This is a genomic window from Gluconacetobacter diazotrophicus PA1 5, assembly GCF_000021325.1.
Taxonomy (GTDB): domain Bacteria; phylum Pseudomonadota; class Alphaproteobacteria; order Acetobacterales; family Acetobacteraceae; genus Gluconacetobacter; species Gluconacetobacter diazotrophicus.
On sequence record NC_011365.1, the window covers coordinates 3,127,147 to 3,150,345 of the forward strand.

21 protein-coding genes are annotated in these 23,199 nt (G+C 69.0%); 8 read left to right on the forward strand and 13 right to left on the reverse strand.

The genetic code is table 11. From position 1 onward, the window contains the following. Nucleotides 1-12: 12 nt before the first annotated feature. Complete coding sequence (locus GDIA_RS14335) at nt 13-477, reverse strand: hypothetical protein (RefSeq protein WP_144880308.1); 465 nt, start codon at nt 475-477, stop codon at nt 13-15. Here GDIA_RS14335 and GDIA_RS14340 point away from each other — a divergent pair. Both GDIA_RS14340 and GDIA_RS14345 read left to right on the forward strand, forming a co-directional pair. Continuing rightward, a complete protein-coding gene (locus tag GDIA_RS14340) occupies nt 443-1,324 on the forward strand; it encodes an SDR family oxidoreductase (protein ID WP_012554624.1) in 882 nt (293 codons plus the stop codon). The genes GDIA_RS14335 and GDIA_RS14340 overlap by 35 nt on opposite strands. A 241-nt stretch (nt 1,325-1,565) precedes the next feature. Next, on the forward strand, nt 1,566-2,735 hold the full coding sequence (locus GDIA_RS14345; RefSeq protein WP_012554625.1) for a zinc-dependent alcohol dehydrogenase: 1,170 nt from the start codon (nt 1,566-1,568) through the stop codon (nt 2,733-2,735). Between the two features lie 25 nt (nt 2,736-2,760). On the opposite strand, the gene GDIA_RS14350 is transcribed toward GDIA_RS14345, so the two are convergent. From GDIA_RS14350 to purD, 3 genes are all read right to left on the reverse strand, one after another. After that, nucleotides 2,761-2,928 (reverse strand): hypothetical protein, encoded by a 168-nt coding sequence (locus GDIA_RS14350; RefSeq protein WP_012554626.1) that lies wholly within the window; start codon nt 2,926-2,928, stop codon nt 2,761-2,763. 89 nt (nt 2,929-3,017) lie between these two features. Then, nucleotides 3,018-3,524 (reverse strand): YciE/YciF ferroxidase family protein, encoded by a 507-nt coding sequence (locus tag GDIA_RS14355; RefSeq protein ID WP_012554627.1) that lies wholly within the window; start codon nt 3,522-3,524, stop codon nt 3,018-3,020. Between the two features lie 294 nt (nt 3,525-3,818). Beyond that, the gene (gene purD, locus GDIA_RS14360) at nt 3,819-5,099 is read right to left on the reverse strand and encodes a phosphoribosylamine--glycine ligase (RefSeq protein WP_012554628.1); all 1,281 of its coding nucleotides are present in this window, start codon (nt 5,097-5,099) and stop codon (nt 3,819-3,821) included. An 81-nt stretch (nt 5,100-5,180) separates the two neighbouring features. On the opposite strand from purD, the gene xseA reads away from it, so the two are divergent. The 3 genes from xseA (at nt 5,181) to GDIA_RS14375 (ending at nt 7,680) form a co-directional block, all read left to right on the forward strand. After that, nucleotides 5,181-6,641 (forward strand): exodeoxyribonuclease VII large subunit, encoded by a 1,461-nt coding sequence (gene xseA / locus GDIA_RS14365; RefSeq protein WP_012554629.1) that lies wholly within the window; start codon nt 5,181-5,183, stop codon nt 6,639-6,641. Nucleotides 6,642-6,654: 13 nt separating this feature from the next. After that, nucleotides 6,655-7,050 (forward strand): BA14K family protein, encoded by a 396-nt coding sequence (locus tag GDIA_RS14370; protein ID WP_012228152.1) that lies wholly within the window; start codon nt 6,655-6,657, stop codon nt 7,048-7,050. A gap of 156 nt (nt 7,051-7,206) precedes the next feature. Beyond that, nucleotides 7,207-7,680 carry a helix-turn-helix domain-containing protein gene (locus GDIA_RS14375; RefSeq protein WP_012554630.1) on the forward strand — a complete coding sequence of 158 codons (474 nt, stop codon included), beginning with the start codon at nt 7,207-7,209 and terminating at the stop codon, nt 7,678-7,680. Between the two features lie 111 nt (nt 7,681-7,791). Here the strand turns inward: GDIA_RS14375 and GDIA_RS14380 are convergent, their stop codons facing one another. Beyond that, nucleotides 7,792-8,190: a hypothetical protein gene (locus tag GDIA_RS14380; protein ID WP_012554631.1), complete on the reverse strand. Its 399-nt coding sequence runs from the start codon at nt 8,188-8,190 to the stop codon at nt 7,792-7,794. 144 nt (nt 8,191-8,334) lie between these two features. Here GDIA_RS14380 and GDIA_RS14385 point away from each other — a divergent pair, with 144 nt between their 5' ends. Continuing rightward, on the forward strand, nt 8,335-9,168 hold the full coding sequence (locus GDIA_RS14385; RefSeq protein ID WP_231854146.1) for an OmpH/Skp family outer membrane protein: 834 nt from the start codon (nt 8,335-8,337) through the stop codon (nt 9,166-9,168). A gap of 46 nt (nt 9,169-9,214) precedes the next feature. Here GDIA_RS14385 and GDIA_RS14390 read toward each other — a convergent pair whose 3' ends face one another. Continuing rightward, the gene (locus tag GDIA_RS14390) at nt 9,215-10,687 is read right to left on the reverse strand and encodes a carbohydrate porin (RefSeq protein WP_012554633.1); all 1,473 of its coding nucleotides are present in this window, start codon (nt 10,685-10,687) and stop codon (nt 9,215-9,217) included. Between the two features lie 207 nt (nt 10,688-10,894). Here GDIA_RS14390 and GDIA_RS14395 point away from each other — a divergent pair, with 207 nt between their 5' ends. Next, nucleotides 10,895-11,464, forward strand: a complete 570-nt coding sequence (locus GDIA_RS14395) for a DsbA family protein (RefSeq protein WP_012228147.1) — start codon at nt 10,895-10,897, stop codon at nt 11,462-11,464. Here the strand turns inward: GDIA_RS14395 and lepB are convergent, their stop codons facing one another. Then, nucleotides 11,465-12,202 (reverse strand): signal peptidase I, encoded by a 738-nt coding sequence (gene lepB, locus GDIA_RS14400; RefSeq protein WP_012228146.1) that lies wholly within the window; start codon nt 12,200-12,202, stop codon nt 11,465-11,467. A gap of 185 nt (nt 12,203-12,387) precedes the next feature. Here lepB and GDIA_RS14405 point away from each other — a divergent pair, with 185 nt between their 5' ends. Further along, nucleotides 12,388-13,161: an MgtC/SapB family protein gene (locus GDIA_RS14405; protein ID WP_012554634.1), complete on the forward strand. Its 774-nt coding sequence runs from the start codon at nt 12,388-12,390 to the stop codon at nt 13,159-13,161. A gap of 29 nt (nt 13,162-13,190) precedes the next feature. Here GDIA_RS14405 and GDIA_RS14410 read toward each other — a convergent pair whose 3' ends face one another. The 6 genes from GDIA_RS14410 to purF all read right to left on the reverse strand — a co-directional run bounded on the left by GDIA_RS14410 (nt 13,191) and on the right by purF (nt 23,098). Continuing rightward, nucleotides 13,191-13,655 carry a hypothetical protein gene (locus GDIA_RS14410; RefSeq protein ID WP_012554635.1) on the reverse strand — a complete coding sequence of 155 codons (465 nt, stop codon included), beginning with the start codon at nt 13,653-13,655 and terminating at the stop codon, nt 13,191-13,193. A gap of 84 nt (nt 13,656-13,739) precedes the next feature. After that, nucleotides 13,740-14,369 carry an invasion associated locus B family protein gene (locus tag GDIA_RS14415; RefSeq protein WP_244410119.1) on the reverse strand — a complete coding sequence of 210 codons (630 nt, stop codon included), beginning with the start codon at nt 14,367-14,369 and terminating at the stop codon, nt 13,740-13,742. A 91-nt stretch (nt 14,370-14,460) separates the two neighbouring features. Next, on the reverse strand, nt 14,461-20,007 hold the full coding sequence (locus GDIA_RS14420; protein ID WP_012554637.1) for an autotransporter domain-containing protein: 5,547 nt from the start codon (nt 20,005-20,007) through the stop codon (nt 14,461-14,463). 382 nt (nt 20,008-20,389) lie between these two features. After that, the gene (gene ybaK / locus GDIA_RS14425; RefSeq protein WP_012228141.1) at nt 20,390-20,890 is read right to left on the reverse strand and encodes a Cys-tRNA(Pro) deacylase; all 501 of its coding nucleotides are present in this window, start codon (nt 20,888-20,890) and stop codon (nt 20,390-20,392) included. Between the two features lie 31 nt (nt 20,891-20,921). Beyond that, nucleotides 20,922-21,641, reverse strand: coding sequence for an SDR family NAD(P)-dependent oxidoreductase (locus GDIA_RS14430; protein WP_012228140.1), 720 nt, complete (start codon nt 21,639-21,641; stop codon nt 20,922-20,924). Beyond that, nucleotides 21,638-23,098 carry an amidophosphoribosyltransferase gene (gene purF, locus GDIA_RS14435; protein ID WP_173363425.1) on the reverse strand — a complete coding sequence of 487 codons (1,461 nt, stop codon included), beginning with the start codon at nt 23,096-23,098 and terminating at the stop codon, nt 21,638-21,640. Before purF ends, GDIA_RS14430 begins: the two co-directional genes overlap by 4 nt. Between the last annotated feature and the right edge of the window lie 101 nt (nt 23,099-23,199).

A 23,199-nucleotide genomic window follows, 5' to 3' on the forward strand; every position in this document is an offset into this window, starting at 1 on the left:
CCACAGTGGCCATCAGGAGGCTTCCATGTCCCGTGTCACTTCCCTAGCGCGGATTGCGCTCGTCGGCTTGGTGGCATCCGCGTGGTGCGCGGGGCCGGCCGGGGCGCAGCCGGACGTGTCGTCACAGCCGGGAACGACGTCGCGGAGTCCGATCCCGCCCACGACCTCGAACCCCGGTACCCCGTCGACCGGCCAGACCGGCCCGACCGGCGCCCCGGCGGGGGTGCCCCCATCGGAAAAACTGCCCACCGGGCGGAATATGCAGCGCGAGCAGGTCTCGCCTACGCCGGCGTCCCCGATGCTGCCGTCGCCCCACACCGGGAAACAGAAGAAGATGCACCATCCCGGCACCGGTGCCATGACCCGGCCCAGCGCCCCGTCTTCGCCGGATTGAGCTGATCCGACCTGATCGGGGCCGACAGCCGCGGGGAGGACCGGGAAGATGTCCGAGTTTCCATCTGCGAACGTCGTGGTCATGGGGGCGTCCAGCGGCATCGGTCAGGCGGTGGCGGAAATGCTGGCCCGGCCCGGTGCCGCGCTGGTCCTGGCCGCCCGCAATGCGGACGCCCTGAATGCCGTCGCGGCCCGATGTCGCGACGCGGGGGCTCGGGTGACGGTGGTCCCGACCGATGTGACCGATGCCGCCGCCGTGCGGACGCTGGCCGAACAGGCGCGCCTGTTCGCCGGCACCATCGACATGTGGGTCAGCAATGCCGGGGTCGGCGCCGTCGGCAGGTTCCAGGACGTTCCCATCCAGGCGCACGAGCAGGTGGTCCGCATCAACCTGATCGGCCACATGCACGATGCCCATGCCGTCCTGCCGATCTTCCTCGCCCAGGGGTTCGGCACGTTCGTGAACGTGATCTCGGTCGGCGGGTTCTGCGCCGCCCCCTATGCCGCCGCCTACAGCGCCAGCAAGTTCGGCCTGCGGGGGTTTTCCGAAGCCCTGCGCGGGGAATTGTCGGCGCACCCGCATATCCATGTCTGCGATGTCTGTCCCGGCTTCGTCGATACGCCCGGTATCTCGCACGGCGCGAATTATACCGGGCGCCGCCTCTCGGCGCCGCCGCCCCTTCTGGAGACGCGGCGGGTCGCCGCCGCGATCGCGAACCTGCTGGCGCACCCGAGGGACACCGTCATGGTCGGGTCCGGGGCCTGGGGCGGGCGGTTCGCCCACATGCTGGCGCCGGCCCTGACGGCGCGGATCATGAACCGCGTCTTGACGCGATATTTCGCGCGCGCCGATGCCGCGCCGGTGACGGACGGCAACCTGTTCGCCCCGGCCGCCGACGAGGGCCATGTCGACGGCGGCCTGCGCACCTAGCCGCGGAGCCGGGAGAAGAGGCAGGTGCTGGCTGTCGTGACGATCCTGATGGTGCTGGGGCTGACGACCTTCTTCCGGACGCATCGTCATACCGATGGAGAAGCCCGATGACGGAAAGGAACGACGAGCGCTTTCCCGCGCAGCAGCAGGAGCCGCCCGGCCGGACAGCCGGCCGATGTTGTGACGGCCGGACCATGCGTGCCGGCCGTCGTGCCGCCGCCCGCGAAAAGGGAGACGATCCATGAAAGCCCTGGTATGGCACGGCAAGAGCGATATCCGCTGCGAAAGCGTGCGGGACCCGATCCTGGAAAACAGCCGCGACGCGATCATACGGGTGACCGCGTGTGCGATCTGCGGGTCGGACCTGCATATCTTCGACGGGATGATCCCGGAAATACACCATGGCGACGTCCTGGGCCATGAAACCATGGGCGAGGTGGTGGAGGTGGGCAAGGACGCCGGAAACCTGAAGGTCGGCGACCGCGTGGTGGTACCGTTCACCATCGCATGCGGGGAATGTTTCTTTTGCAGCAAGGGATTCTTCTCGGGCTGCGAGCGGACCAACCCCGATCATGCCAGGGCGGAGAAGCTGTGGGGCCATTCGCCGGCCGGCCTGTTCGGGTATTCCCACCTGCTGGGCGGCTATGCGGGCGGGCAGGCGGAATATCTGCGCGTTCCCTATGCCGATGTCGGGCCGATCAAGGTTCCGGACCATTTGACGGACGAACAGGCGCTGTTCCTGTCCGATATCTTTCCGACGGGCTACATGGCGGCGGAGTTCTGCAATATCCAGCCCGGACAGACGATCGCGATCTGGGGCTGCGGGCCGGTGGGACAGATGGCGATCCGCAGCGCCTTCCTGCTGGGCGCCGAACGCGTCCTTGCGATCGATACCGTTCCCGAGCGGCTGGCCCTGGCCGAGGCCGGGGGAGCCGAGATGATCAATTTCAGGACCGAGGACGTCTATCCCCGCATCCAGGACCTGACGGCGGGCCGTGGCGCCGATGCCTGCATCGATGCCGTGGGCACCGAGGCCGATACCTGGAGCGGCATCGACGCGGTCGTGGACCGCATCAAGACGGCGACGTTCCTGGGTACCGACCGGCCCCATGTGCTGCGGCAGGCCATCATGTGCTGCCGGAATTTCGGGACCGTCTCGATCGTCGGCGTCTATGGCGGCCTTCTGGACAAGATCCCGATGGGGTCCGCCATCAACCGGGGCCTGACGTTCCGCATGGCCCAGACGCCCGTGCAGCACTACCTGCCGATGCTGATGGACCGGATCGTGAAGGGCGACATCGATCCGTCCTTCGTCATCACGCATCGGGCCTCGCTGGAAGAAGGTCCCGAACTCTACAAGACGTTTCGCGACAAGCGGGATGGATGCATCAAGGTCGTCATGAAACCCTGAATGAAGCCCCGAGCCGATGCTCCGCTCAGTTCAGCGGGTTTCCCGGGTCCTTAGGCATCGGCGGCGGCTGGTCGGGCGACGGGGGCGGGGCCGGCTGCTCCGGCGGATAGGGGGCCGGCGGGTGGGACGTGACGGCGTTGCGCCATGTGGGCGATGTGTGGGCCGGGATCTGCATATCCGTATTCAGCGTCATGTTCGGCGCGATCCTTCGCATGATGGTGATAGCGCGACGCGGGGAGCCGCCCGTCGGGCGACCCCCCTTCGTCCCTGGTGTCGGGTGGGTCAGGCCGTCTGGCGTTGGGCCTGCGGATTGCTTTCCCGTTCCGCGATCTCGGAGAGCAGGGCGTCGGTCCGCTTCTCCTCTTCCAGGGTTTCGGCCAGCAGTTTTTCCGCATCGTCCAGGCCGAGATCGGCGGCCCACGCCCTGAGCGTGCCATAGCGCGCGATCTCGTAATGTTCGATGGCCTGGGCGGACCCGATCAGCACGGCGTCCGCCGCCTTGGTCGAGCCGAATTCCTCGAGGTCTTCCTCCATTTCGGCCAGGATGCCCTGCGTTGCCTCGCAGGTCTTGGCCCGGGGGGCGCGGCCGATGATGCCGAAGACGTCGTTCAGGCGTTCGACGTGGGTGGCGGTCTCGGTCGCGTGGGTTTCGAACGCCTTCTTGAGATCCGGCGCCTGGGCGGCGCGCACCGACCTGCGGAGCGCCTTCAGGATCTGCTTTTCGGCGAAATAGATGTCCTTGAGCGTTTCGTAGAACGCGTCGGACAGAGTCTTGTCCTGGGTTGCCATGATGATTGCCTTTCCATTTTATGGCCCCGCACGGGGTCGGCAAACGTCGTCCCGGAAAATCAGCCTCTACACGTGCAGGTTCTGCTGGAGAGGGCGGCGTTGCGTCCGCGGGATATCGGTGGTCCGCGCGGCGTCCTGTCGCGCAGGGAGCGTTGGCCCGTATCCGGGATATCCTGGCGATCGGAATCGTTACGCGCATACGCGGATATGACTCCCCCAATGGAAAGCCACATCCGAAAATACGCGTTTTGGTCTGGATGGTTTCCGGACGGCGGGAATTTCTCCCGCCGTGGCTCAGGACGAGGCGCGCAGCGCCCGCTCGCCGATGTCGCGGCGCCAGACCGCGTCGTCCCAGCGGATGGCGGCCACGCCGTCATAGGCGCGGGCGCGGGCCTGGGCCAGGGTGGGGCCGGTGGCGCAGACCGTCAGCACGCGCCCGCCCGCCGCCACGATCCGGCCCTGGTCGTCGCGCCTGGTGCCGGCATGGAAGACGTGCACCCCCGGAAGCGCCCCGGCCTGTTCCAGGCCCGCGATCACGCCGCCGGCGGCGGGCCTGCCGGGATAGCCGCGCGCGGCCAGCACGATGCTGACGGAATGGTCGTCGGAAAAGCGGATGTCCGCCGCGTCCAGCGTGCCGTCCGCGACCGAGGCCAGGGCGGGCAGCAGGTCGGATTGCAGGCGGATCAGCAGGGCCTGGGCCTCGGGGTCGCCGAAGCGGACATTGTATTCGATCAGCTTGGGGCCGTCTTCGGTCAGCATCAGCCCGGCGAAGATCACGCCCCGGAACTGCGTGCCGCGACGGACCATCTCGGCCAGCATCGGGCGGACCAGCAGGTCCAGCGCCGCTTCCTGCCGCGCGCGGTCGAACCCGGCGGGGGGTGACACCGCGCCCATGCCGCCGGTGTTCGGGCCGGTATCGCCCTCGCCGATGCGCTTGTGGTCCTGCGCCGCGCCGATCAGCACGGCGGTATCGTCGGCGCAGAAGGCGAACAGCGAGATTTCGTCGCCGGTCAGGCATTCCTCGATCACCACCGACCGGCCGGCCTCGCCCAGGGCGGCGTCGTCCATCATGGCGCGGATCGCCTTCTCGGCCTCGGCCACGGTCTGGGCCACGACGACGCCCTTGCCGGCCGCCAGCCCGTCGGCCTTGATCACGATCGGCGCGCCGCGACGGCGGACGAAGTCCAGCGCCGGGGCGGCGGCGTCGAACCGTTCCCACCGCGCGGTGGGGATGGACGCCGCGTCGCAGATTTCCTTGGTGAAGCTCTTGCTGCCTTCCAGTTCCGCCGCCGCGCGGCTGGGGCCGGCGCAAGGGATGCCGGCCTGGGCGCAGGCGTCGGCCAGGCCCGCGACCAGCGGGGCCTCGGGGCCCGGCACCACCAGGTCGATCCGCTCGGCCCGGGCCAGGGCGACCAGGGCGGGTACGTCGTCGGCGGCGATGGCGACGTTGGTGCCCAGCGCCGCCGTGCCGGGGTTGCCGGGGGCGATGAACAGGGCCTCGAGCCTGGGCGAGCGCGCGATCGCTTCCGCCATCGCATGTTCCCGTCCGCCCGATCCGACCAGCAGCACCCGCATCCCATCCGCTCCAACAGTTCACGCCCGGCCTGGTTCATACTCAGGCTTCCGGGGACGCCGTCTCTATCATACCCTGTGGCGATGGACGAACCTCTTCGCGACTCCGGCACGGCCGGGGCGGGCAACGTGCCCGAATATTCGGTCTCCGAGATTTCGGGGGCGATCCGGCGCACGCTGGAGGGCACGTTCGGCCGGGTGCGCGTGCGCGGCGAGATCACGGAATTCAAGCGCTATCCGTCCGGGCATCTCTATTTCTCGCTGAAGGACGAGGGGGGGAAGATCTCCTCGGTGGTGTGGCGCGGGTCGGTGTCGCGGCTGGGGCTGAAGCCGGAAAACGGGGTCGAGGTCGTGGCGACGGGCAAGATCTCGTCCTATGGCGAACGCTCGTCCTACCAGTTGATCATCGACCGGCTGGACTACGCGGGCGAGGGCGCGCTGCTGGCGCGGATCGAGCGGCTGCGGCTGAAGCTGGCGGCGGAGGGGCTGTTCGACGCGGCGGGCAAGCGGGCGCTGCCGTTCCTGCCCGACGTGATCGGCGTGGTGACGTCCGCCCAGGGGGCGGTGATGCACGATATCCGCACCACCATCGCGCGGCGCTTTCCCCGCCGGCTGCTGGTCTGGCCGGTCGCGGTGCAGGGCGAGGCGGCGGCCGCGCAGATCGCCGCCGCCATCGCGGGGTTCGACGCCATCGACGGCAGGGGGCCGATCCCGCGCCCCGACGTGCTGATCGTCGCGCGCGGCGGCGGGTCGCTGGAAGACCTGATGGCCTTCAACGACGAGGTGGTGCTGCGGGCGGCGGCGGCGTGCCGCATTCCGCTGATTTCCGCCGTGGGGCACGAAACCGACACCACGCTGATCGATTTCGTGTCGGACCGGCGCGCGCCCACCCCCACGGCGGCGGCCGAACTGGCGGCCCCGGCCAGGGCCGAGCTGGTGGCCGATCTGGGGCATCGCGCGGCCCGGCTGACCAGCGGGCTGGCGCGCCTGACGCAGACGCTGCGGCTGCGGCTGGACCGGGCGGCGGCCCGTCTGCCCGACCTGCCGTCGCTGCTGGGCACGGCGCGGATGCGGCTGGACGATCGCGGCCACCGGCTGGACATGGCGCTGCCGGCGCTGGTCGCGCGGCGGCGCGCGGCGCTGCTGGCGGTGGAACGGGCCATGCCGTCCGCCAGCCTGCTGACCGGCCCGCGCCGGGCCAGGCTGGCGCTGGCGGCCAGCCACCTGCAATCCGGCCTGCGCCAGGCCCTGCGCGACGGGCACGCGCGGGCGGACAGGACGCGCCTGCGCCCGGCCCCGCTGGCGGCGATGCTGCGCGAGCGGCGTGCCCACCTGGCCGGGCTGGCCGGGCGGCTGGAGTCGTTGTCGCCCATGGCGGTGCTGGAACGCGGCTATGTCCTGGTGCGCGACCCGGCGGGGGTGCCCGTCACCCGCGCCGCCGACGTCCGTCCGGGCGGCCGGCTGGTGCTGATCTTCGCGGATGGCGAGGCGGCGGTGCGCGCCGACAGGTCCGGCGAGGCCGCCCAGGGGCGGCTGGATATCTGAAAGGCAGCGGATCTTGAAACAGCTTCTCCTCTCGCCGTCCGGGCGTGCCCGGCCGGCCCTGTTCCTGCCGGTGCTGCTGCTGCCCGTGCTGTGCCTGATGGGGTGCGCGGCGCAGCCGGTGCCGCCCACGGCCCGGACGGCGCCGGCCCGCCGGCCGCCGCTGCAATTCGCGCCTGGCACGGTGGTCGAAACGCCCCCGCCGGCGAACGAGGCGCAACTGGTCAACGACCCCTCCGCCCCCGCCGACACGCCGCTGTGCGGCGCCGCGGCGCGCGAGGGGCTGGCCATGGCCGCCAGGGTGAACCCGGCGCCCCTGGCCTCGGGCAATGCCTGCACCGCCAATGCCTGTTTCGATCCGCTGACCGGGACCTATATCGGGGCCGACGGAAACCGGCACGTGTGCCGGTAGACGCCTGTTCCGGGCCGCTCCCGCCTGTCCTGCCCGCATTCGCGGAGCAGGCCCGAAGGCGCGAAATCCGGCCGGTCGCACAACCGTTATCGGGAAACGGCCGTGCGGCGCAGGTTCTGATTGACAGTCGGCGGGGCGGGGCAACATCGTTCCATCATGACCGGCCATTCCCCTGTGGATGGCGCCGATGACGGTGCGGCGACCGTCCATCACTTCCCCCTGCGGCGCATGTTGCCGCTGGAGGATGCTGCGCTTTACCTGGGCATTCCCGCGCGGCGGCTGCGGATCCTGGGCCTGCTGAATGCGGGCCCGCGTCCGGCGGCACGCCATGGCAGGAATGCGATGTACCGGGTCGAGGACCTGGATCGCTATGTGGCCACGCTGTATGCGGAGGCGCGGATTTCCATGGCCGAGCAGGCGCGGCAGCGGCAGGAATGGCGGGTCCGCGCCGCCACGACGGTCGATTTCGACGCGCATGGCCGGCGGCGCGGGCCGGTCGATCCCTGCATGCAGATCCTGACCCTGAACGCGCTGGTGTCGGTGGGCAGCCCCCTGGTGCTGAAGATGCTGTTCGTATCGGGGCTGGGGGTGATCTTCCTGTCGCATACGCCGCTGGTGTGGCGGCTGTAGGGAACAGCGGGCGTGACGCCGGGAACATTGGCATCACGCACCGGCGTCACACCTGCCTGTGTAGGATTGAATTGTAACCAAATTATGACCCGCGTTCCGGCATTCGGGCCTTCAGCACGATGATGTCGCCGCGCAGGGGGGAACGGGCGGCCCCATCGGCGGCAGGGGCGCGCGTTCGCCCACCGGTGGCGGGGGCACCACCTGCGGCACGGTGGGCGGCAGCGCCTGGACGTCCGTGGGCTGGGCCGGGGGAATCGCCTGGCCGGGATAATAGATCGGCCCGCGATAGTTCGGGGCCGTCTGCGCCGCGTTCAGGCGGTCGATGAGCGAATCGCCGGTGCCGTCGGGATAGGCGGAATGCGGCTGTGCGGCCCGGGAGGGCGCGGCCGGCGGCGGGGCCGCCCGGGCAGCCAGGGGCGCGACCCAGGGGATGGCCAGGGCGGCCGGCAGCAGGACGGTCCGCAGCAGGGCGGCCCGTGGCGTCCGGGTAGGGCTGGAGTGCGTTGTCATCGGGGCTGTCTTTCGCGTGGTGATGGGTGGTGCCGGAACGCGGCCCGGTGGCGCATGGTTTTGTGTCCCGTTCGGCATCGCGCGCCCCGCTTTCCGGCGGTCGAGGACTGTTCAGGTCCCTGGCGATCCGCTAGGCAACAAGACATGTCCTTTCTGCTTCGCGCCCTGCCGCGCCCCATGCAACTGTCACGGACCGCGACCATGATCGATTTTCCCCGTGTTCCTGGCCATCGGACCGGGATGACCCCGCTTGGCCGGCGGATTCTGGCCGGCCTGTGCGTCGCGGCCGCGATGGGCGCGGGCCTGGCGCCCGCCGCTGCGCCGGCCGCCCCCGCCCCGGCCGCGGCCAGCCAGGACGGTGTGGCCGGCGGTGGGCCCCCGCCCGTGCTGCCGGCCCCCCCGGTGCCCGATTTCGGCCCGCTGCCCGCGGGCGCCCGCCCGCCGCAGCCGGTGATCGGCGTGTTCGATACCAACGAGATCATGCGCCAGTCCGTCGCCGTCCAGCAGGTCGAGCAGGAAATGGGAACCCGGCGCGAGGCGCTGATCCACGATGTCCGAGCCGAGGAGGAACAGATCCAGGCCCTGCGCCAGCGCATGCTGAATGCCCCCCGCGACCAGGCCGAGGCCCAGCAGCGCGCGCTGCAGCAGCGCCTGGCGGCCGACCGGCAGAAATTCGGCAACCGCAACCGTATCCTGCAGGAAGACACCCAGATCGCGCTGAACCAGGTCCAGCGCGAGGTGGACCAGGTTCTGGCCACGGTGGCGAAGTCGCGCGGACTGACGATCGTGGTGCAGTCCAGCGGCACGGTCCTGCATGGGCCGCAGGTCGATATCAGCGAGCAGGTTGCCAGCCGGCTGAACGCCGTGCTGCCGCATGTCTACCTGCCCGCGGCGAACGAGGACCCGGAAGTGATCGCGAAATCGGGCAAGTTCCCCACCGCGCCCGTGCAGATGACCGACCCGAACCAGCAGGGGTAAAGCCTGTCTCTGCGGAGGCGCGCCGACGACGAACCGGCGCGCCCGGTCACAGGATTTCGATATGGCTCTTGAAGCCCAGCAGCGTGGCGTTGCGCAGGTTGGACTGGGCGTTGGGGTTGAAATAATATTCGAACACCGGCTGGAACACCACGCCACGGCAGACATGGATGGCGTAGTTCACTTCCAGCACCTCGGCATGGCCCTGGATGCCGGTCGCGTGGTTCGGCAGGGACTTTCCCACGTTCATCAGGTACCCGTCGGTCAGCGACACCCCACGGTCGATTTTGGTATAGGTAAACGCGGCGCCGATCGTGTCGAAGGGGCGCGAGGGCCAGAAACCCCGGTCCAGGAAGGCGACATAGCCCACGTAGTTCCGCAGTGACGTATGCGGATCGTTATAGGTGATGCCGGTCAGCATCGTGATTCCGGCATCCTTGCCGCCACCTTTCGGGTGATAGAGCCGCTGGTCGAACATCGCCCAGCTTTCCCATCCCGCGCTGTGCATGCGCGGCGCGCGGCCGCTCAGCGCGTAGGGCCGCCCGTCGTTGTCGAACAGGTTGTCGGGCATCGGTTCGTCCAGCGCCGCCGCCCCGACCTTGTAATGTCCGGGCAGCGTGCCGTGCCCGAACACGGGTTCCCATCCCGTTTCGACGGGGATGGTGTAGCCCAGGATGTTGGACCCGTTGAACTTGAACCCGGTGCGGTGCTGGGCCACGGCATAGACGCCGTTTTCCATCGGATAGACACCGGTCTGGATATAGGTGGCGCGGGTGGGTCGGCCCCGGACGCGGAACCCCCAGGTCGAGGCCGGATAGCCTGGCATGTAGTTCGAATCCGTAATGCCCTTGGGGCGGCCGCACATGCTGCCGTTCATGAAATTGCAGAACAGCGGGCTGGCCGCGAAATCCGACGCCAGGGGAATACGCCCCGCCGCGATGGCCAGGCGGCCGCCGAACAGGGTTTCCTCGCCATAGGCCAGCACCAGATGCACCGCGACGTTGCCGCCGCCGCCGTAATCTTCCGACGCGTGGTCCAGCCAGTCGCCGAACATGCGGTTGGCGGTGGTGCCGTACCGCCCCACCGTGATGACATGGGTGGCAAAGCCGGCCAGGCCCGCCAGCTTCTCCCAGTTGATGTCCAGTTCGTTGGCGTACTGACCGGCATTGCTGGCGCCCTGGCGATAATTCCGGAATCCGGGGGTCGGCTGCGTCAGCGCGCCCGCGAATTCGTTGGTGTTGTCGAACAGGAAATTGATGCCGCGATCGCGCAGGTATCTCGTCAGCCCGAACGGGTTGGGAAACAGCGCCTCGGGCTGGGAAAAGGGCGGAACGGATGTCGTCAGCGACGCCGCCGCGGGCAGCGGCGTGCTGACGCGGATGCTGGGGGCCGAGCCGATATCGTTATCGAGCACCTGCGCGTGTGCGGCGGGGATGCAATGCGGCAGAAGGGTGCTGAGCGCGCAGGCCGTCAGTCCGCGACGAAAGGACCGGTCGATGCGCCGGACAGAGAGGAACCGCATTGAGGGGGCAACTGACCGCTGAGTCGAAAGGAAAAGGCGCACCACGTATCACGTTTCAGCATGGCTGTCCCCGCATTGCCGCGTCAATACAAGAAAATTATCCGGTTTTGCCTGCCCGGGCGCGGCTTGCCTGTTCCGGCGTCAGGATGGAGATTGGACCGCGAACCCGGGACGGAACCGGGACCACGGGAAGCGGGAGCGAAGGGAATGACGACGAAGACATGGCATGCCGACCCTCTGACCTGGGGCCATGGCCCGAGAGTGTTCGAGATGTTCCTGGAGCCGACCTGCCCGTTTTCCGTCCGCGCCTTCGGCAAGCTGGACGACCTGCTGGCGCAGGCGGGCATGGATCGGATTACCGTCAGGCTCCGCCTGCAATCGCAACCCTGGCACATGTATTCCGGGGTGATCGTGCGCTGCATCCTGGCGGCGTCCACCCTGCCGGGGGGGCGGGAGACCGCCCGGGCCGTGATGGCGGCGGTGGTGGCTCATCGCGAGGAATTCGAATTCGCGCATCATTGCGCCGGCCCGAACATGGACGCCACGCCCAACCAGATCATCGCGCGGATCGAAGCCTGTAGCGGCGTCGCGCTGGCCGAGGCCTTCGCCATTCCCGACCTGGACCGGGAAATCAAGTGGCACTGCAAATATGCCCGGCAGAACGGCATCCACGTCTCGCCGACCTTCATGATTGACGGACTGGTGCAGCCGTCCATGAGCAGCGGCGACACGGTGGCGGAATGGGTGTCGCACCTGCTGCCGGCATCGGGCGCGTGATCAGCGCACCCATTTCAGGAACCGGTCCGGACGGACCGAAGCCAGATACTGGCCGACGCTACCGACCGGCGCCGCGCTGTCGCGCGAGGCGGTGATGACCTCCACCTTGCCCTGAAGGTTCCAGAGCGGCAGCAGGCCCACGCCGCCTTGTGCCTGCGGCACGCGGCTGTCGGCCGAATTGTCGCGATTGTCGCCCATCACGAACAGATGCCCGGCGGGGATCGTGATATCCGCCATGTCGTCCAGCGGCGTGCCGTCCGGCGTCTTCAGCAGAAGGTGCCGGACGCCGCCGGGCAGCGTTTCGGAAAAACGCTCCGCCGGGGCGGTGCTGCCGTCGGACAGTTCTTCCCGCGCCGGTCCCTCGTCCGTCCACGGCAGTTCGGCGCCGTTCAGCCGGACCCGCCCGCCGGAAAGGCCGATCCTGTCACCCGGCAGCCCGATCACGCGCTTGACGAAGGTGGTGCCCGGTTCGGCCGGGCTGCGAAAGACGATGACGTCGCCACGTGCCGGCATACGGCCGAACAGCCGGGCGCCCTGCGGCAGATGGTCGCCGAACGGCAGGTTGGCGGTGCTGAAGCCGTAGGCGAGGGGCTGGGCCATCAGGCGATCGCCGATCAGCAGGGTGGGCTGCATGGAGCCCGACGGCACCACATAGGGCGTCGCGAGGGCGACGCGGCTGAGGAGAATGAAGCCGGTAAAGAGACCCCAGCCTTTGACCCATCCGAACCTGTCGCGCACCGGTCTGTACTCCTCGCTTGGAGTGAGGACTGTAATTTGCCGGTATTTCTTCTGTAAAGTTAAAGATCAGAAAGCGGGATGACGTCGGCAACGGCATCGTTCCCGATATGTTGCGTTGTGTGCCGCCCGCCGGCACGGCAGAGGCTGTTTCAAAGCCCCGCGGTCCTGGGGAAGGGAGGGTTCCAATGGCGATATCTGACCTGCCGGGACAGGGGTGGTATCAGTTCGGGGAACTGACGCTGGCTTTCGTCCTGTCCGGCCTGGTCGGGCTGGAGCGGGAGATACGCCAGAAGAGTGCCGGGCTGCGGACCTACAGCCTGGTCGGCGTGGCGGCGGCCCTGTTCATGCTGGTGTCCAAATACGGGTTTACCGACGTGCTGGCGAACGAGAGGGTGGTCCTCGATCCGTCGCGGGTCGCGGCCCAGATCGTCTCGGGCATCGGGTTCATCGGCGGCGGCGTCATCTTCATGCGGCGCGATGTCGTCCGGGGGCTGACGACGGCGGCGTCGCTGTGGGTGACCGCCGCCGTGGGGATGGCATGCGGGGCGGGCCTGCTGGCCCTGGCCGTGGCGGCGACGATCGGGCATTTCGTCATCATGCTCGGCATTCCCCTACTGCTTCGCTACCTGCCGCGCGAGCGGCGGACCGTGGCGACCCTTCGGGTGTCCTATGACGACGGAAAGGGCATCCTGCGGGCGATCCTGGTGGATTGCTCGCGCCTGCGCTTTGCGATCGACCATGTCCGGATCGGGCATAACGGACAGTATGAAGAGGTGCCGGAGGCGATCCGGGACCAGGCCGACGACGAGGGTACGGACCTGTCGCCGCGCGCTCCGGCCGGGGTGACGCTGTCCATGCAGGTCAAGGGAAAACGGCCGATTTCCCACCTGATTTCCAGCCTGTCCGATATTCCGGGGGTGACGGCCGTGGGGACCGTCGGCCATGACGAACTGGATTAGATCGGCTTAAAGGCTTTTGAAACAGCCTCTTACCATCCAATCGGCCCCATGCCCGGGTCCCAGTTCCCCCAGGCGGGATTCCAGCCATACCAGCCGCCGCCCATACCGGGCCCCCAGGTGCCCCAGTTCCACTGGGCGTCCTGGTAGTCCATGGCCGTTTCCTGCTGTTCGTCCGCCAGGGCCTTGGCCTGCCGGTATTGCTGGTACTGGGCATAGGCCGCCTGGTCGCCGACATAGAGGCAGTCGCATACGGTCGGGTCGGAATAGACGTAGAACACCTGTCCGCCCTGGACCCGCCGCACGAAGTGATGGGCCGGCAGCCGGTTCAGCATCTTCTGCCGGGCCGGGGTATCGGCCGGCTTGAACGCGAAGCCCGCCGCCGCGAGGTGGTCCTCCTTCTGCGCGATCGCGGTCGGGCTCTGGCAGGATGCCAGCAGTGTGAGCGACGCCAGGGCGGCCCAGCCGAAAGATCCTGTCCCGTATCGTGTTGGCATGACTTTCCCTTCCTCCGATGTTCGGCAATGTTTTGACATATTCGAACGTCGGGTGCCCCGCGCGCAAGGGGCGCGGGACGTCGATCATGACGGACTTTGTCGATGCGCCCAATTGTCGAGGGTATTCAGGGCCGTATCGAGGTCGGCGAGGGCGAAATTGATCGTGATCGATGCGCCCTGAATGGTGCCGATCTGTATATGGCCGATCTTGCCGTGCCGGGCGTCGACCAACCAGGCGTCGGGAATGGCCGGCACACTGGCGATGCATCCCCTGGTGGAGCAGACCTGCCAGGTCAGGGGCACGGGGGTGCCGTCGTCGACGGCGATGGTGGGGGGCCGGACCAGCGAGACCATGAGCGGCATCTGCACAGCGACGCGATAGGACGTGGGGAAGCCCGTGGCAGTCCGCTCGCGGCTGAAGGCCACGACTCCTACCGGTACCGCTTTCTTCTGCGGGTCCTGCGTCGTCAGGCGCTGCTCCGCCGAACACAGGACCGGCCCGCCGGCTGGCGGTCGGCCATACAGGCAGCGATAGGCCCACGGTCCGGACGACTGGGAAAGCTGCGCCAGGGAGGAGGTCGTGTCCGCCGGTGCGGCTGGGGCCGTTGCGGCGGTATGGGGCGTGGCATGGGCGGGTGCCGGAAAAGTCGGATTGCCGCCATATACCTCGACCAGGGCGAATGCCGCTGCCGTGCACCCCGCGCCGATGGTCATGAGTTTGATCGTGGAGATTTTCATTTCTGTCTTTCAGGCGTGACGCCATGGCCGGCTTCGGCCATGGCGGTAAAAGCCGGCGGGGACCGGATCAGAACTTCAGGCTGAGGGTGCCGGTGACGCCGCTGTCCGTGGATTGGTCGCCATACTGGCCGATATAGGTGAGACCGACATCCAGCCGGTCGGTCAGCCTGGCCTGCAATCCGGCCTTGAGCAATGCGGCGTCGGTGGACAGCGGTACGCCGGCCACGTCGAATGCGCCGCCGTTCTGCACGAAGGATTCGCGCGTGGTCGGGGTCGTCAGGCCGAAGGCGTGGCGATAGCCCAGGGTCGCGTTCGGTATCAGCGTGACGCCGCCGACCTTCAGGCGGCCGGCCAGTCGTGCCCCGAAGGTCGCATAGGTCGTGCCGGTGTCCATGGCACGGCCGGTCAGTGCTGCCGCGCCGCCATGTTCGGTAAAGCGGTCGGTGTGCAGGTTGACATAGGCCACGTCAGCAAAGGGCTCGACCATCAGCGGCCCCAGGTCCATGCGGTAGCCCAGGTCGCCGAATGCCTGGGCGGTGCCGCCGTCATAGCCGCTGTTCAGCCGGTCCGAATATCCGGTGAAGGCGACGTTGCGCGTCATGGACAGCATGTTCCAGCTATAGGAAACGCCCGTTCGCAGGGCGAGGCGCCCCCAGTGGGTGCCGGCATAGCCGCCCAGGCTGATCGTGTTGCCATGGCCGTACGATGCCGCGGCGCCGCTGTCGAATGCGCTATGGCCGTAGCCGACCAGCCCGCCGACATGCCAGCCCACTACCGGCGCATCCGCCCCCATCACGAAGCCGCCTGCCGAATGGCTCATGGCCGAGGCGTTGCCGTTGGCCGTGTTGTGCCCGAAGGTGCCGTAACCCTGCATCCACAGCGATGCGTGGTCGGGCCGGCAGGTGCCGTCGGTGCGTGTGCCGTCGGACGCGGCGGTCTTCATGCCGCTGTCCGCGCCGGGCGCGCATTCCGTGCCGCGCAGCCGCTCGACCGCCGCGTCGCGCACATAGAAGCTGTCCTGGATCAGCGCGGTGCGCGCCGAGGCATGCAATTCGCCCGACAGCGCGCCCAGGGCATGGCGGGCTGTGGCGGCATCGGTCTGCACCAGTTCGTTATACAATTGTCCCGAGGTCACGTTCTGCAGTGCGACGCCGACGGCCGTCTGGTTACGCGTAGTGCTGACATCCGCGAAATTCAATTCGTTGCGCTGCAGATTGACGACGATGCCGTCCGCTCCGGCGGTGATGTTCGACGTCAGGAAGGCGAAGTTCGACACCACGGTGCCGAACGTGCCGGACACCCCGCCGGTCGCGGTCATGATGGTGTTAGGGTGGGTAATGTTCCACGTTCCATCGGCCGCCAGGACGGTGATGGCACCGCTGCCCAGCGATACGTGACCCGATACCCGCACGGAATCATGGTCGCCGGCGGTATTCACGCTGACGATGTAGTTCGATCCCGCTGCCATCGTCAGGTTGCCGTTGACGGTCAGCGTGCCGACCGCTCCACTGCCGGCCGGCGACAGGGTGGCGCCGCTCCTGATCGTCGTCGTGCCCACCGAACCATTGCCCGACAGGGTGGTGCCGCTATCGGCCACCACGGAACTGGCCAGGCTGCCATCGACCTGCAGCGTGCCGCCCGATATTTCGGTGCCGCCGCTGTAGGTGCTGTTGCCGTTCAGGACCAGGGTGCCCACGCCCGTCTTGACCAGGATGCCGGCGGTCGAACCGTCGACAAGCGTGCCGGTCAGGCTGTCGGTGCCGCTGTCGACCTGGACCGTGGGGTCGCCGTTCAGGACGATGGCGTTGCCCAGGGCCAGGTTGCTGCCAGCCAGGACCAGCGTCGTGTTCTCGGCCATGTTCAGCGCGCCGGTGCCCAGGGCCGACGCGTTGGTCAGCGTCAGCGTGCCCGACCGCAGCAGCGTGCCGCCGGCATAGCTGTTGACCCCGGCCAGCGTCACGTTGCCCGCACCCGATTTCGTCAGGATGCCCGAGCCGCTGACGGTATTGGTCAGTACGCCGTCGCTGTTCTGCGCCAGGTTGAAGATGCCGTTATCCACGATGGCACCGCTGCCGAAGCTGGTCGTCGTGCCGGTCAGCGCACCCGCGCGGATCGTGGTGCCTCCAGTATAGGTGTTGGCGCCGGTCAGGGTCTCGCTGCCGCCGGCGATGGTCAGGCCGCCGGAGCCGCCGAGGGTGCCGGCGAAGCTGTCGGCGGCATTGCTCAGGGTCAGGGTGCCGGCGAGGGTGCCGGTCCCGGCGCCGGCCAGCGAGGCGGCGGTGCCGCCGCTGGCGGTGACGGCGAGGGCGCCGTCGTCGGTGAGGGTGCCGCCGACCGTGCCGCCGTCGAGGGTCAGGCTGCCGGCATTGGCGAGGGCACCGGCGACCGAGCCGGAAAGGTTCAGTCCGGCGCCGGCGTCGATGGTGGTGGCGCCGGTGTAGGTGTTGGCGCCGGTCAGGGTCTCGCTGCCGCCGGCGATGGTCAGGCCGCCGGAGCCGCCGAGGGTGCCGGCGAAGCTGTCGGCGGCATTGCTCAGGATCAGGGTGCCGGCGAGGGTGCCGGTCCCGGTGCCGGCCAGCGAGGCGGCGGTGCCGCCGCTGGCGGTGACGGCGAGGGCGCCGCTGTCGGTGAGGGTGCCGCCGACCGTGCCGCCGTCGAGGGTCAGGGTGCCGGCATTGGCGAGGGCGCCGGCGACGGAACCGCCCTGGAGGTCGAGTGCGGCGCCGGCGTCGATGGTGGTGGCGCCGGTATAGGTGTTGGCGCCGGTCAGGGTCTCGCTGCCGCCGGCGATGGTCAGGCCGCCGGTGCCGCCGAGGGTGCCGGCGAAGCTGTCGGCGGCGTTGCTCAGGGTCAGGGTGCCGGCGAGGGTGCCGGTCCCGGCGCCGGCCAGCGAGGCGGCGGTGCCGCCGCTGGCGGTGACGGCGAGGGCGCCGCTGTCGGTGAGGGTGCCGCCGACCGTGCCGCCGTCGAGGGTCAGGCTGCCGGCATTGGCGAGGGCACCGGCGACCGAGCCGGAAAGGTTCAGTCCGGCGCCGGCGTCGATGGTGGTGGCGCCGGTGTAGGTGTTGGCGCCGGTCAGGGTCTCGCTGCCGCCGGCGATGGTCAGGCCGCCGGTGCCGCCGAGGGTGCCGGCGAAGCTGTCGGCGGCGTTGCTCAGGGTCAGGGTGCCGGCGAGGGTGCCGGTCCCGGTGCCGGCCAGCGAGGCGGCGGTGCCGCCGCTGGCGGTGACGGCGAGGGCGCCGCTGTCGGTGAGGGTGCCGCCGACGCTGCCGCCGTCGAGGGTCAGGCTGCCGGCATTGGCGAGGGCGCCGGCGACGGAACCGCCCTGGAGGTCGAGTGCGGCGCCGGCGTCGATGGTGGTGGCGCCGGTATAGGTGTTGGCGCCGGTCAGGGTCTCGCTGCCACCGGCGATGGTCAGGCCGCCGGAGCCGCCGAGGGTGCCGGCGAAGCTGTCGGCGGCGTTGCTCAGGGTCAGGGTGCCGGCGAGGGTGCCGGTCCCGGTGCCGGCCAGCGAGGCGGCGGTGCCGCCGCTGGCGGTGACGGCGAGGGCGCCGCTGTCGGTGAGGGTGCCGCCGACCGTGCCGCCGTCGAGGGTCAGGCTGCCGGCATTGGCGAGGGCACCGGCGACCGAGCCGGAAAGGTTCAGTCCGGCGCCGGCGTCGATGGTGGTGGCGCCGGTGTAGGTGTTGGCGCCGGTCAGGGTCTCGCTGCCGCCGGCGATGGTCAGGCCGCCGGAGCCGCCGAGGGTGCCGGCGAAGCTGTCGGCGGCGTTGCTCAGGGTCAGGGTGCCGGCGAGGGTGCCGGTGCCGGTGCCGGCCAGCGAGGCGGCGGTGCCGCCGCTGGCGGTGACGGCGAGGGCGCCGCTGTCGGTGAGGGTGCCGCCGACCGTGCCGCCGTCGAGGGTCAGGGTGCCGGCATTGGCGAGGGCACCGGCGACGGAACCGCCCTGGAGGTCGAGTGCGGCGCCGGCGTCGATGGTGGTGGCGCCGGTATAGGTGTTGGCGCCGGTCAGGGTCTCGCTGCCGCCGGCGATGGTCAGGCCGCCGGTGCCGCCGAGGGTGCCGGCGAAGCTGTCGGCGGCGTTGCTCAGGGTCAGGGTGCCGGCGAGGGTGCCGGTCCCGGTGCCGGCCAGCGAGGCGGCGGTGCCGCCGCTGGCGGTGACGGCGAGGGCGCCGTCGTCGGTGAGGGTGCCGCCGACCGTGCCGCCGTCGAGGGTCAGGGTGCCGGCATTGGCGAGGGCGCCGGCGACCGAGCCGGAAAGGTTCAGTCCGGCGCCGGCGTCGATGGTGGTGGCGCCGGTGTAGGTGTTGGCGCCGGTCAGGGTCTCGCTGCCGCCGGCGATGGTCAGGCCGCCGGTGCCGCCGAGGGTGCCGGCGAAGCTGTCGGCGGCGTTGCTCAGGGTCAGGGTGCCGGCGAGGGTGCCGGTCCCGGTGCCGGCCAGCGAGGCGGCGGTGCCGCCGCTGGCGGTGACGGCGAGGGCGCCGCTGTCGGTGAGGGTGCCGCCGACGCTGCCGCCGTCGAGGGTCAGGCTGCCGGCATTGGCGAGGGCGCCGGCGACGGAACCGCCCTGGAGGTCGAGTGCGGCGCCGGCGTCGATGGTGGTGGCGCCGGTATAGGTGTTGGCGCCGGTCAGGATGAGCGTGCCGCCGGTGCCGCTGTTCGCGATGGTCAGGCCGCCCGGAACGCCACTGGACTGGTCGGATATGGGATTGGAGATCGTGGCGCTCTGACCGGCGAGGTCGATCGTGCCGTTGTTGCCGGTAATGGAGAAGCTATAGGGCGTGATGTTCGTGCCATCGAGCGTCAGCGTCCCGCCATCCAGGATCGGCAGGATGGTCGCGGGGCTGGAGGCCAGGCCGGATGCGTTCTGGAGGGTGGTAATGGGCGTTGCGGACGAACCGGCGTTGATGGTCTGCTCCGGCGTCGCGGCCGCCGTAAATCCGGAACCGCCCGCGGGCGTGCAATTTGCGCCTGAAGTCAGGGAGGTACACGGGCCGGTATAGACACCGAGTTGGACGCCGCCATCGGTTGCTGTCGATGCAACACCCGAAGACGTCGTGAATGAGATCGTGTAGGTATCGCCGGCGACCAGGTTGATCCCCTGGTAGATGCCGTCGAAGCTGCCTACCGCGCCGTCAAACCAGGTGCCCGCCGTTCCGGCTGCCAGCGAGGGTGTGGACGCCCCGGCCGAACTGGAAGGGGCTTGCCAGGTGCCGGCAGTGTTTGGCGGGGTTCCGGTCTGATAGACGACGCCCCAACTGGCGGGCGCCTCGATTCCGTTCGTGCTGCCGCTGACCGTCCCGCCGGAGAGAAAATACGGATCGGTGAGGAGATTGGTCGTTCTGCCCTGGACGGCCAGGCTGACATCCCCGAAAGTCCAGTAATCCGGATCATTGCGGAAGGCGAAAAGGATATAATTCGTGCCGGTCGTCTGCGCGGTAAAGCTGACTGTATAGGTCTGAAGAGTACCTGTCGTGCTGTACGCAGTCGTATTCGCCCCGCTCCCGTCGGTCAGGGCCAGCAGGTAGTCCGTCGGCAAGGTCTGGGCGAACGATACGGAGGTCACGGCCGTGAATGGCGATGCGATCAGGACCAGGCGAAAGATCCCGGCCATGGCAGGGCGGTATTTTTTTTAATAGTGAATAATATCCCTGATTTGTCACGGCGGCTCTTGAATTGTTATTTGTATATTTGGAAATACGATCGGAATTTTCCAGAGTGACGTGATATCGTTTCTTTGTCGTAATTTTCATGGATGCAGGCCTGGTGGAAGGGGAGCAGCCGGAAGCGTGGTGCTGATTTTCCAAAATATACAAAAATTAATTAATGTCTATGCGGGTTTGAATAAGTCAGCCGACAAATCCGAATGGTCATAAAACTTAAAAAGAGCAGAAACGGCGGTTTGTGTCCGTTTTGTACCATTTTCTTTTCGGAATCATGACATCGCGCCACCGGATGGTCCGGGGGAGACGCAAAGGCGTGGGGCCGCCGATGCTTTATGCGGCCGTCAGGTCCGCCAGGGTGGCATCGCAGGCGCGCAGCGCGTCGTCGGGGGCCAGGCGGACCTGGAGGCCGCGCTGGCCGCCGTTGGTGTAGAGGTAGGGCAGGTCCGCCGCCTGGCGGGCGAAGGCGGTGGGGACGCGCTTCTTCTGGCCGAAGGGACTGATGCCGCCGACGCGGTAGCCGGTGACGCGTTCGGCGTCGGCGGGCTTCATCATCTTCGCGCTCTTGCCGCCGAAGGCGGCGGCCAGCTTCTTCATGCTGACCTCGTGGTCCGACGGGACGACCACGCAGACCGCGCGGCCGTCGATCTCCGCCATCAGGGTCTTGTAGACGTGGGCGGGCGGTTCGCCGATGGCCTCGGCGGCCTGCACGCCCAGCCGGTCGGCGTCCGGATCATAATGGTAGGTGACGGCGGTGAAGGCGATTCCCGCACGGGTCAGGGCCTGGGTGGCCTGGGTGCCGGTTGCCTGGGGATGGGAATTTTTCTTGGCCATGCCGGTGTTATAGCAGGGCGGGGCGGTCGCGTCAGGATGCGCGGATACGCTGCCCGTGCCGGGTCTCGTCCGGCCGGCACAGGGCGGCGATGGCCGCGCCCGCCGCGTCCGGGCGGGGCAGGGCGGACAGGTCGGCGGCCGGCATGGCCTGCACGCGCAGGCGGGTGGCCACCGGGCCGGGGTCGTACAGATTGACCCGCAGGGGGCTGCCGGGGGCGATTTCGTCGGCCCAGGTCAGGACGACGGCCTCCATCGCGGCCTTGGACGCGGCCATCATGCCCCAGAAGCTGGCGGGGTGCGTCGCGTGCCCGTCGGTCAGGAACACGGCGCGGCCGGCGGGCGCGCGTTCCAGCAGGGGCGCGGTGGTGCGGATCATCCGCCAGGCGGCCGTGGCGTTGACCGCCAGCGTGGCGGTCCAGTCGGCGTCGCGCATATGGGTGACGGGGGTCAGGACCCCCAGCATGGCGGCGCAATGGACCAGCACGTCCAGCCGGCCGAAGCGGGCGGCGATCGACGGGCCCAGCGTGTCGATCGCGTCCCCGTCGCGCAGGTCCAGCGGCAGCAGGGTCGCGCGGCGGCCGGTGCGGCGTTCGATCAGGTCGTCGGTTTCCTCCAATCCGCCGGGGGTGCGGGCGGTCAGGATGCAGTGCGCCCCGCCCGCGGCCAGGGCCAGGGCGGTGGCGCGGCCGATGCCCCGGCTGGCCCCGGTGACCAGTGCCACCGGGGCCCCGGTCACTGTGGCTGGAGTCATGGAGTGCCGGGACGCGCGTCGTCGCCTGCGGCTTCGTAATCCACCAGGGGGATCGGGTAGTCGCCGGTGAAGCAGGCGTCGCAGTACCGGCCGGCGGCGGCGGCGCGGTCGGCGTGGCCCAGCGCGCGGTACAGCCCGTCGAAGGAGATGAAGGCCAGGCTGTCCACGCCGATCAGTTCGGCCATTTCCTTCAGGTCGTGCTGGGCCGCCAGCAGCTTGCTGCGCTCGGGCGTGTCGATGCCGTAGAAGCAGGAATGCGTCGTGGGCGGCGAGGAGATGCGCATGTGCACCTCGCGCGCGCCGGCGGCGCGGACCATGTCCACGATCTTGCGCGACGTGGTGCCGCGCACGATCGAATCATCGACCAGGACCACCCGCTTGCCGTCCAGCACCGGCCGGTTGGTCGAATGTTTCAGCTTCACGCCCAGATGGCGGATCTGGTCGGTCGGTTCGATGAAGGTGCGGCCGACATAATGGTTGCGGATGATGCCCAGTTCGAAGGGAATGCCGCTGGCCATGGAATAGCCCATGGCCGAGGGCACGCCGGAATCGGGTACCGGGACGATCACGTCGGCCTCGACCGCGCTTTCGCGCGCCAGTTCCACGCCGATGCGCTTGCGCGCCTCGTAGACCGGCTTGCCGTCCATCACCGAATCCGGGCGGGCGAAATAGATGTATTCGAACACGCAGAAGCGGGATTTCCGCTCGCCGAACGGCTTGACCGAACGGACGCCGTCATTGTCGATGATGACGATTTCGCCCGGTTCCACGTCGCGGACGAATTCCGCGCCCATGATGTCCAGCGCGCAGGTCTCGCTGGCCAGGACCCAGGAGGGGGCGGCGCCGTCGGTCTCGCCGGGGATGCGGCCCAGGATCAGCGGCCGCACGCCCAGCGGGTCGCGCACGCCCATCAGCGCGTCGCGCGACAGCACGACCAGCGAATAGGCCCCCAGCACCTGCTTCAGCGCGTCGATCAGCCGGTCCAGCACCGTGGCGTAGAGCGAGATCGCCAGCAGGTGGATGAACACCTCGCTGTCCGTCGTGGACTGGAAGATGCAGCCCCGGCGCACCAGCGCGCGCTTCAGCGTCTCGGCGTTCGTCAGGTTGCCGTTGTGCGCGACCGCCAGACCGCCGAATTCGAAATCCGCGAACAGGGGCTGCACGTTGCGGATCAGCGTCGCCCCGGTGGTGGCGTAGCGGTTGTGGCCCACCGCCCGGTGGCCCGGCAGGGTGGCCATGACCCGGGCGTCACCGAACACGTCGCCCACCAGGCCCAGCCCCTTGTGGGTGTGGAAGCGCGTGCTGTCATAGGACACGATGCCCGTCGCCTCCTGCCCGCGATGCTGCAGCGCGTGCAGGCCCAGCGCGGTCAGCGCCGACGCGTCCTTGACGTTCCAGACGCCGATGACGCCGCATTCCTCGTGCGGCTTGTCGTCGTCATGCCATTGCAGCGGCATGTCGTCCCGCGCGTGGCCGGTGGCGCACAGGGGGCAGGAGCAGGCGGCGCTGTCCGGGGTGACGGCCTGCGGGGCGGTGGGGCGGGTCGACATGGTCAGCT

Coding starts and splice junctions, on each gene's coding strand:
- purF (WP_173363425.1), bottom strand. CDS start 23,098: ATGCCGCTGCAATGGCATGACGACGACAAGCCGCACGAGGAATGCGGC.
- ybaK (WP_012228141.1), bottom strand. CDS start 20,890: ATGGCCAAGAAAAATTCCCATCCCCAGGCAACCGGCACCCAGGCCACC.
- GDIA_RS14415 (WP_244410119.1), bottom strand. CDS start 14,369: ATGACCATCGGCGCGGGGTGCACGGCAGCGGCATTCGCCCTGGTCGAG.
- GDIA_RS14380 (WP_012554631.1), bottom strand. CDS start 8,190: ATGACAACGCACTCCAGCCCTACCCGGACGCCACGGGCCGCCCTGCTG.
- GDIA_RS14390 (WP_012554633.1), bottom strand. CDS start 10,687: ATGCGGTTCCTCTCTGTCCGGCGCATCGACCGGTCCTTTCGTCGCGGA.
- purD (WP_012554628.1), bottom strand. CDS start 5,099: ATGCGGGTGCTGCTGGTCGGATCGGGCGGACGGGAACATGCGATGGCG.
- xseA (WP_012554629.1), top strand. CDS start 5,181: ATGGACGAACCTCTTCGCGACTCCGGCACGGCCGGGGCGGGCAACGTG.
- GDIA_RS14405 (WP_012554634.1), top strand. CDS start 12,388: ATGGCGATATCTGACCTGCCGGGACAGGGGTGGTATCAGTTCGGGGAA.
- GDIA_RS14375 (WP_012554630.1), top strand. CDS start 7,207: ATGACCGGCCATTCCCCTGTGGATGGCGCCGATGACGGTGCGGCGACC.
- GDIA_RS14340 (WP_012554624.1), top strand. CDS start 443: ATGTCCGAGTTTCCATCTGCGAACGTCGTGGTCATGGGGGCGTCCAGC.
- GDIA_RS14345 (WP_012554625.1), top strand. CDS start 1,566: ATGAAAGCCCTGGTATGGCACGGCAAGAGCGATATCCGCTGCGAAAGC.
- GDIA_RS14385 (WP_231854146.1), top strand. CDS start 8,335: ATGTCCTTTCTGCTTCGCGCCCTGCCGCGCCCCATGCAACTGTCACGG.
- GDIA_RS14430 (WP_012228140.1), bottom strand. CDS start 21,641: ATGACTCCAGCCACAGTGACCGGGGCCCCGGTGGCACTGGTCACCGGG.
- GDIA_RS14335 (WP_144880308.1), bottom strand. CDS start 477: ATGACCACGACGTTCGCAGATGGAAACTCGGACATCTTCCCGGTCCTC.
- GDIA_RS14355 (WP_012554627.1), bottom strand. CDS start 3,524: ATGGCAACCCAGGACAAGACTCTGTCCGACGCGTTCTACGAAACGCTC.
- GDIA_RS14395 (WP_012228147.1), top strand. CDS start 10,895: ATGACGACGAAGACATGGCATGCCGACCCTCTGACCTGGGGCCATGGC.
- GDIA_RS14420 (WP_012554637.1), bottom strand. CDS start 20,007: ATGGCCGGGATCTTTCGCCTGGTCCTGATCGCATCGCCATTCACGGCC.
- GDIA_RS14350 (WP_012554626.1), bottom strand. CDS start 2,928: ATGACGCTGAATACGGATATGCAGATCCCGGCCCACACATCGCCCACA.
- GDIA_RS14410 (WP_012554635.1), bottom strand. CDS start 13,655: ATGCCAACACGATACGGGACAGGATCTTTCGGCTGGGCCGCCCTGGCG.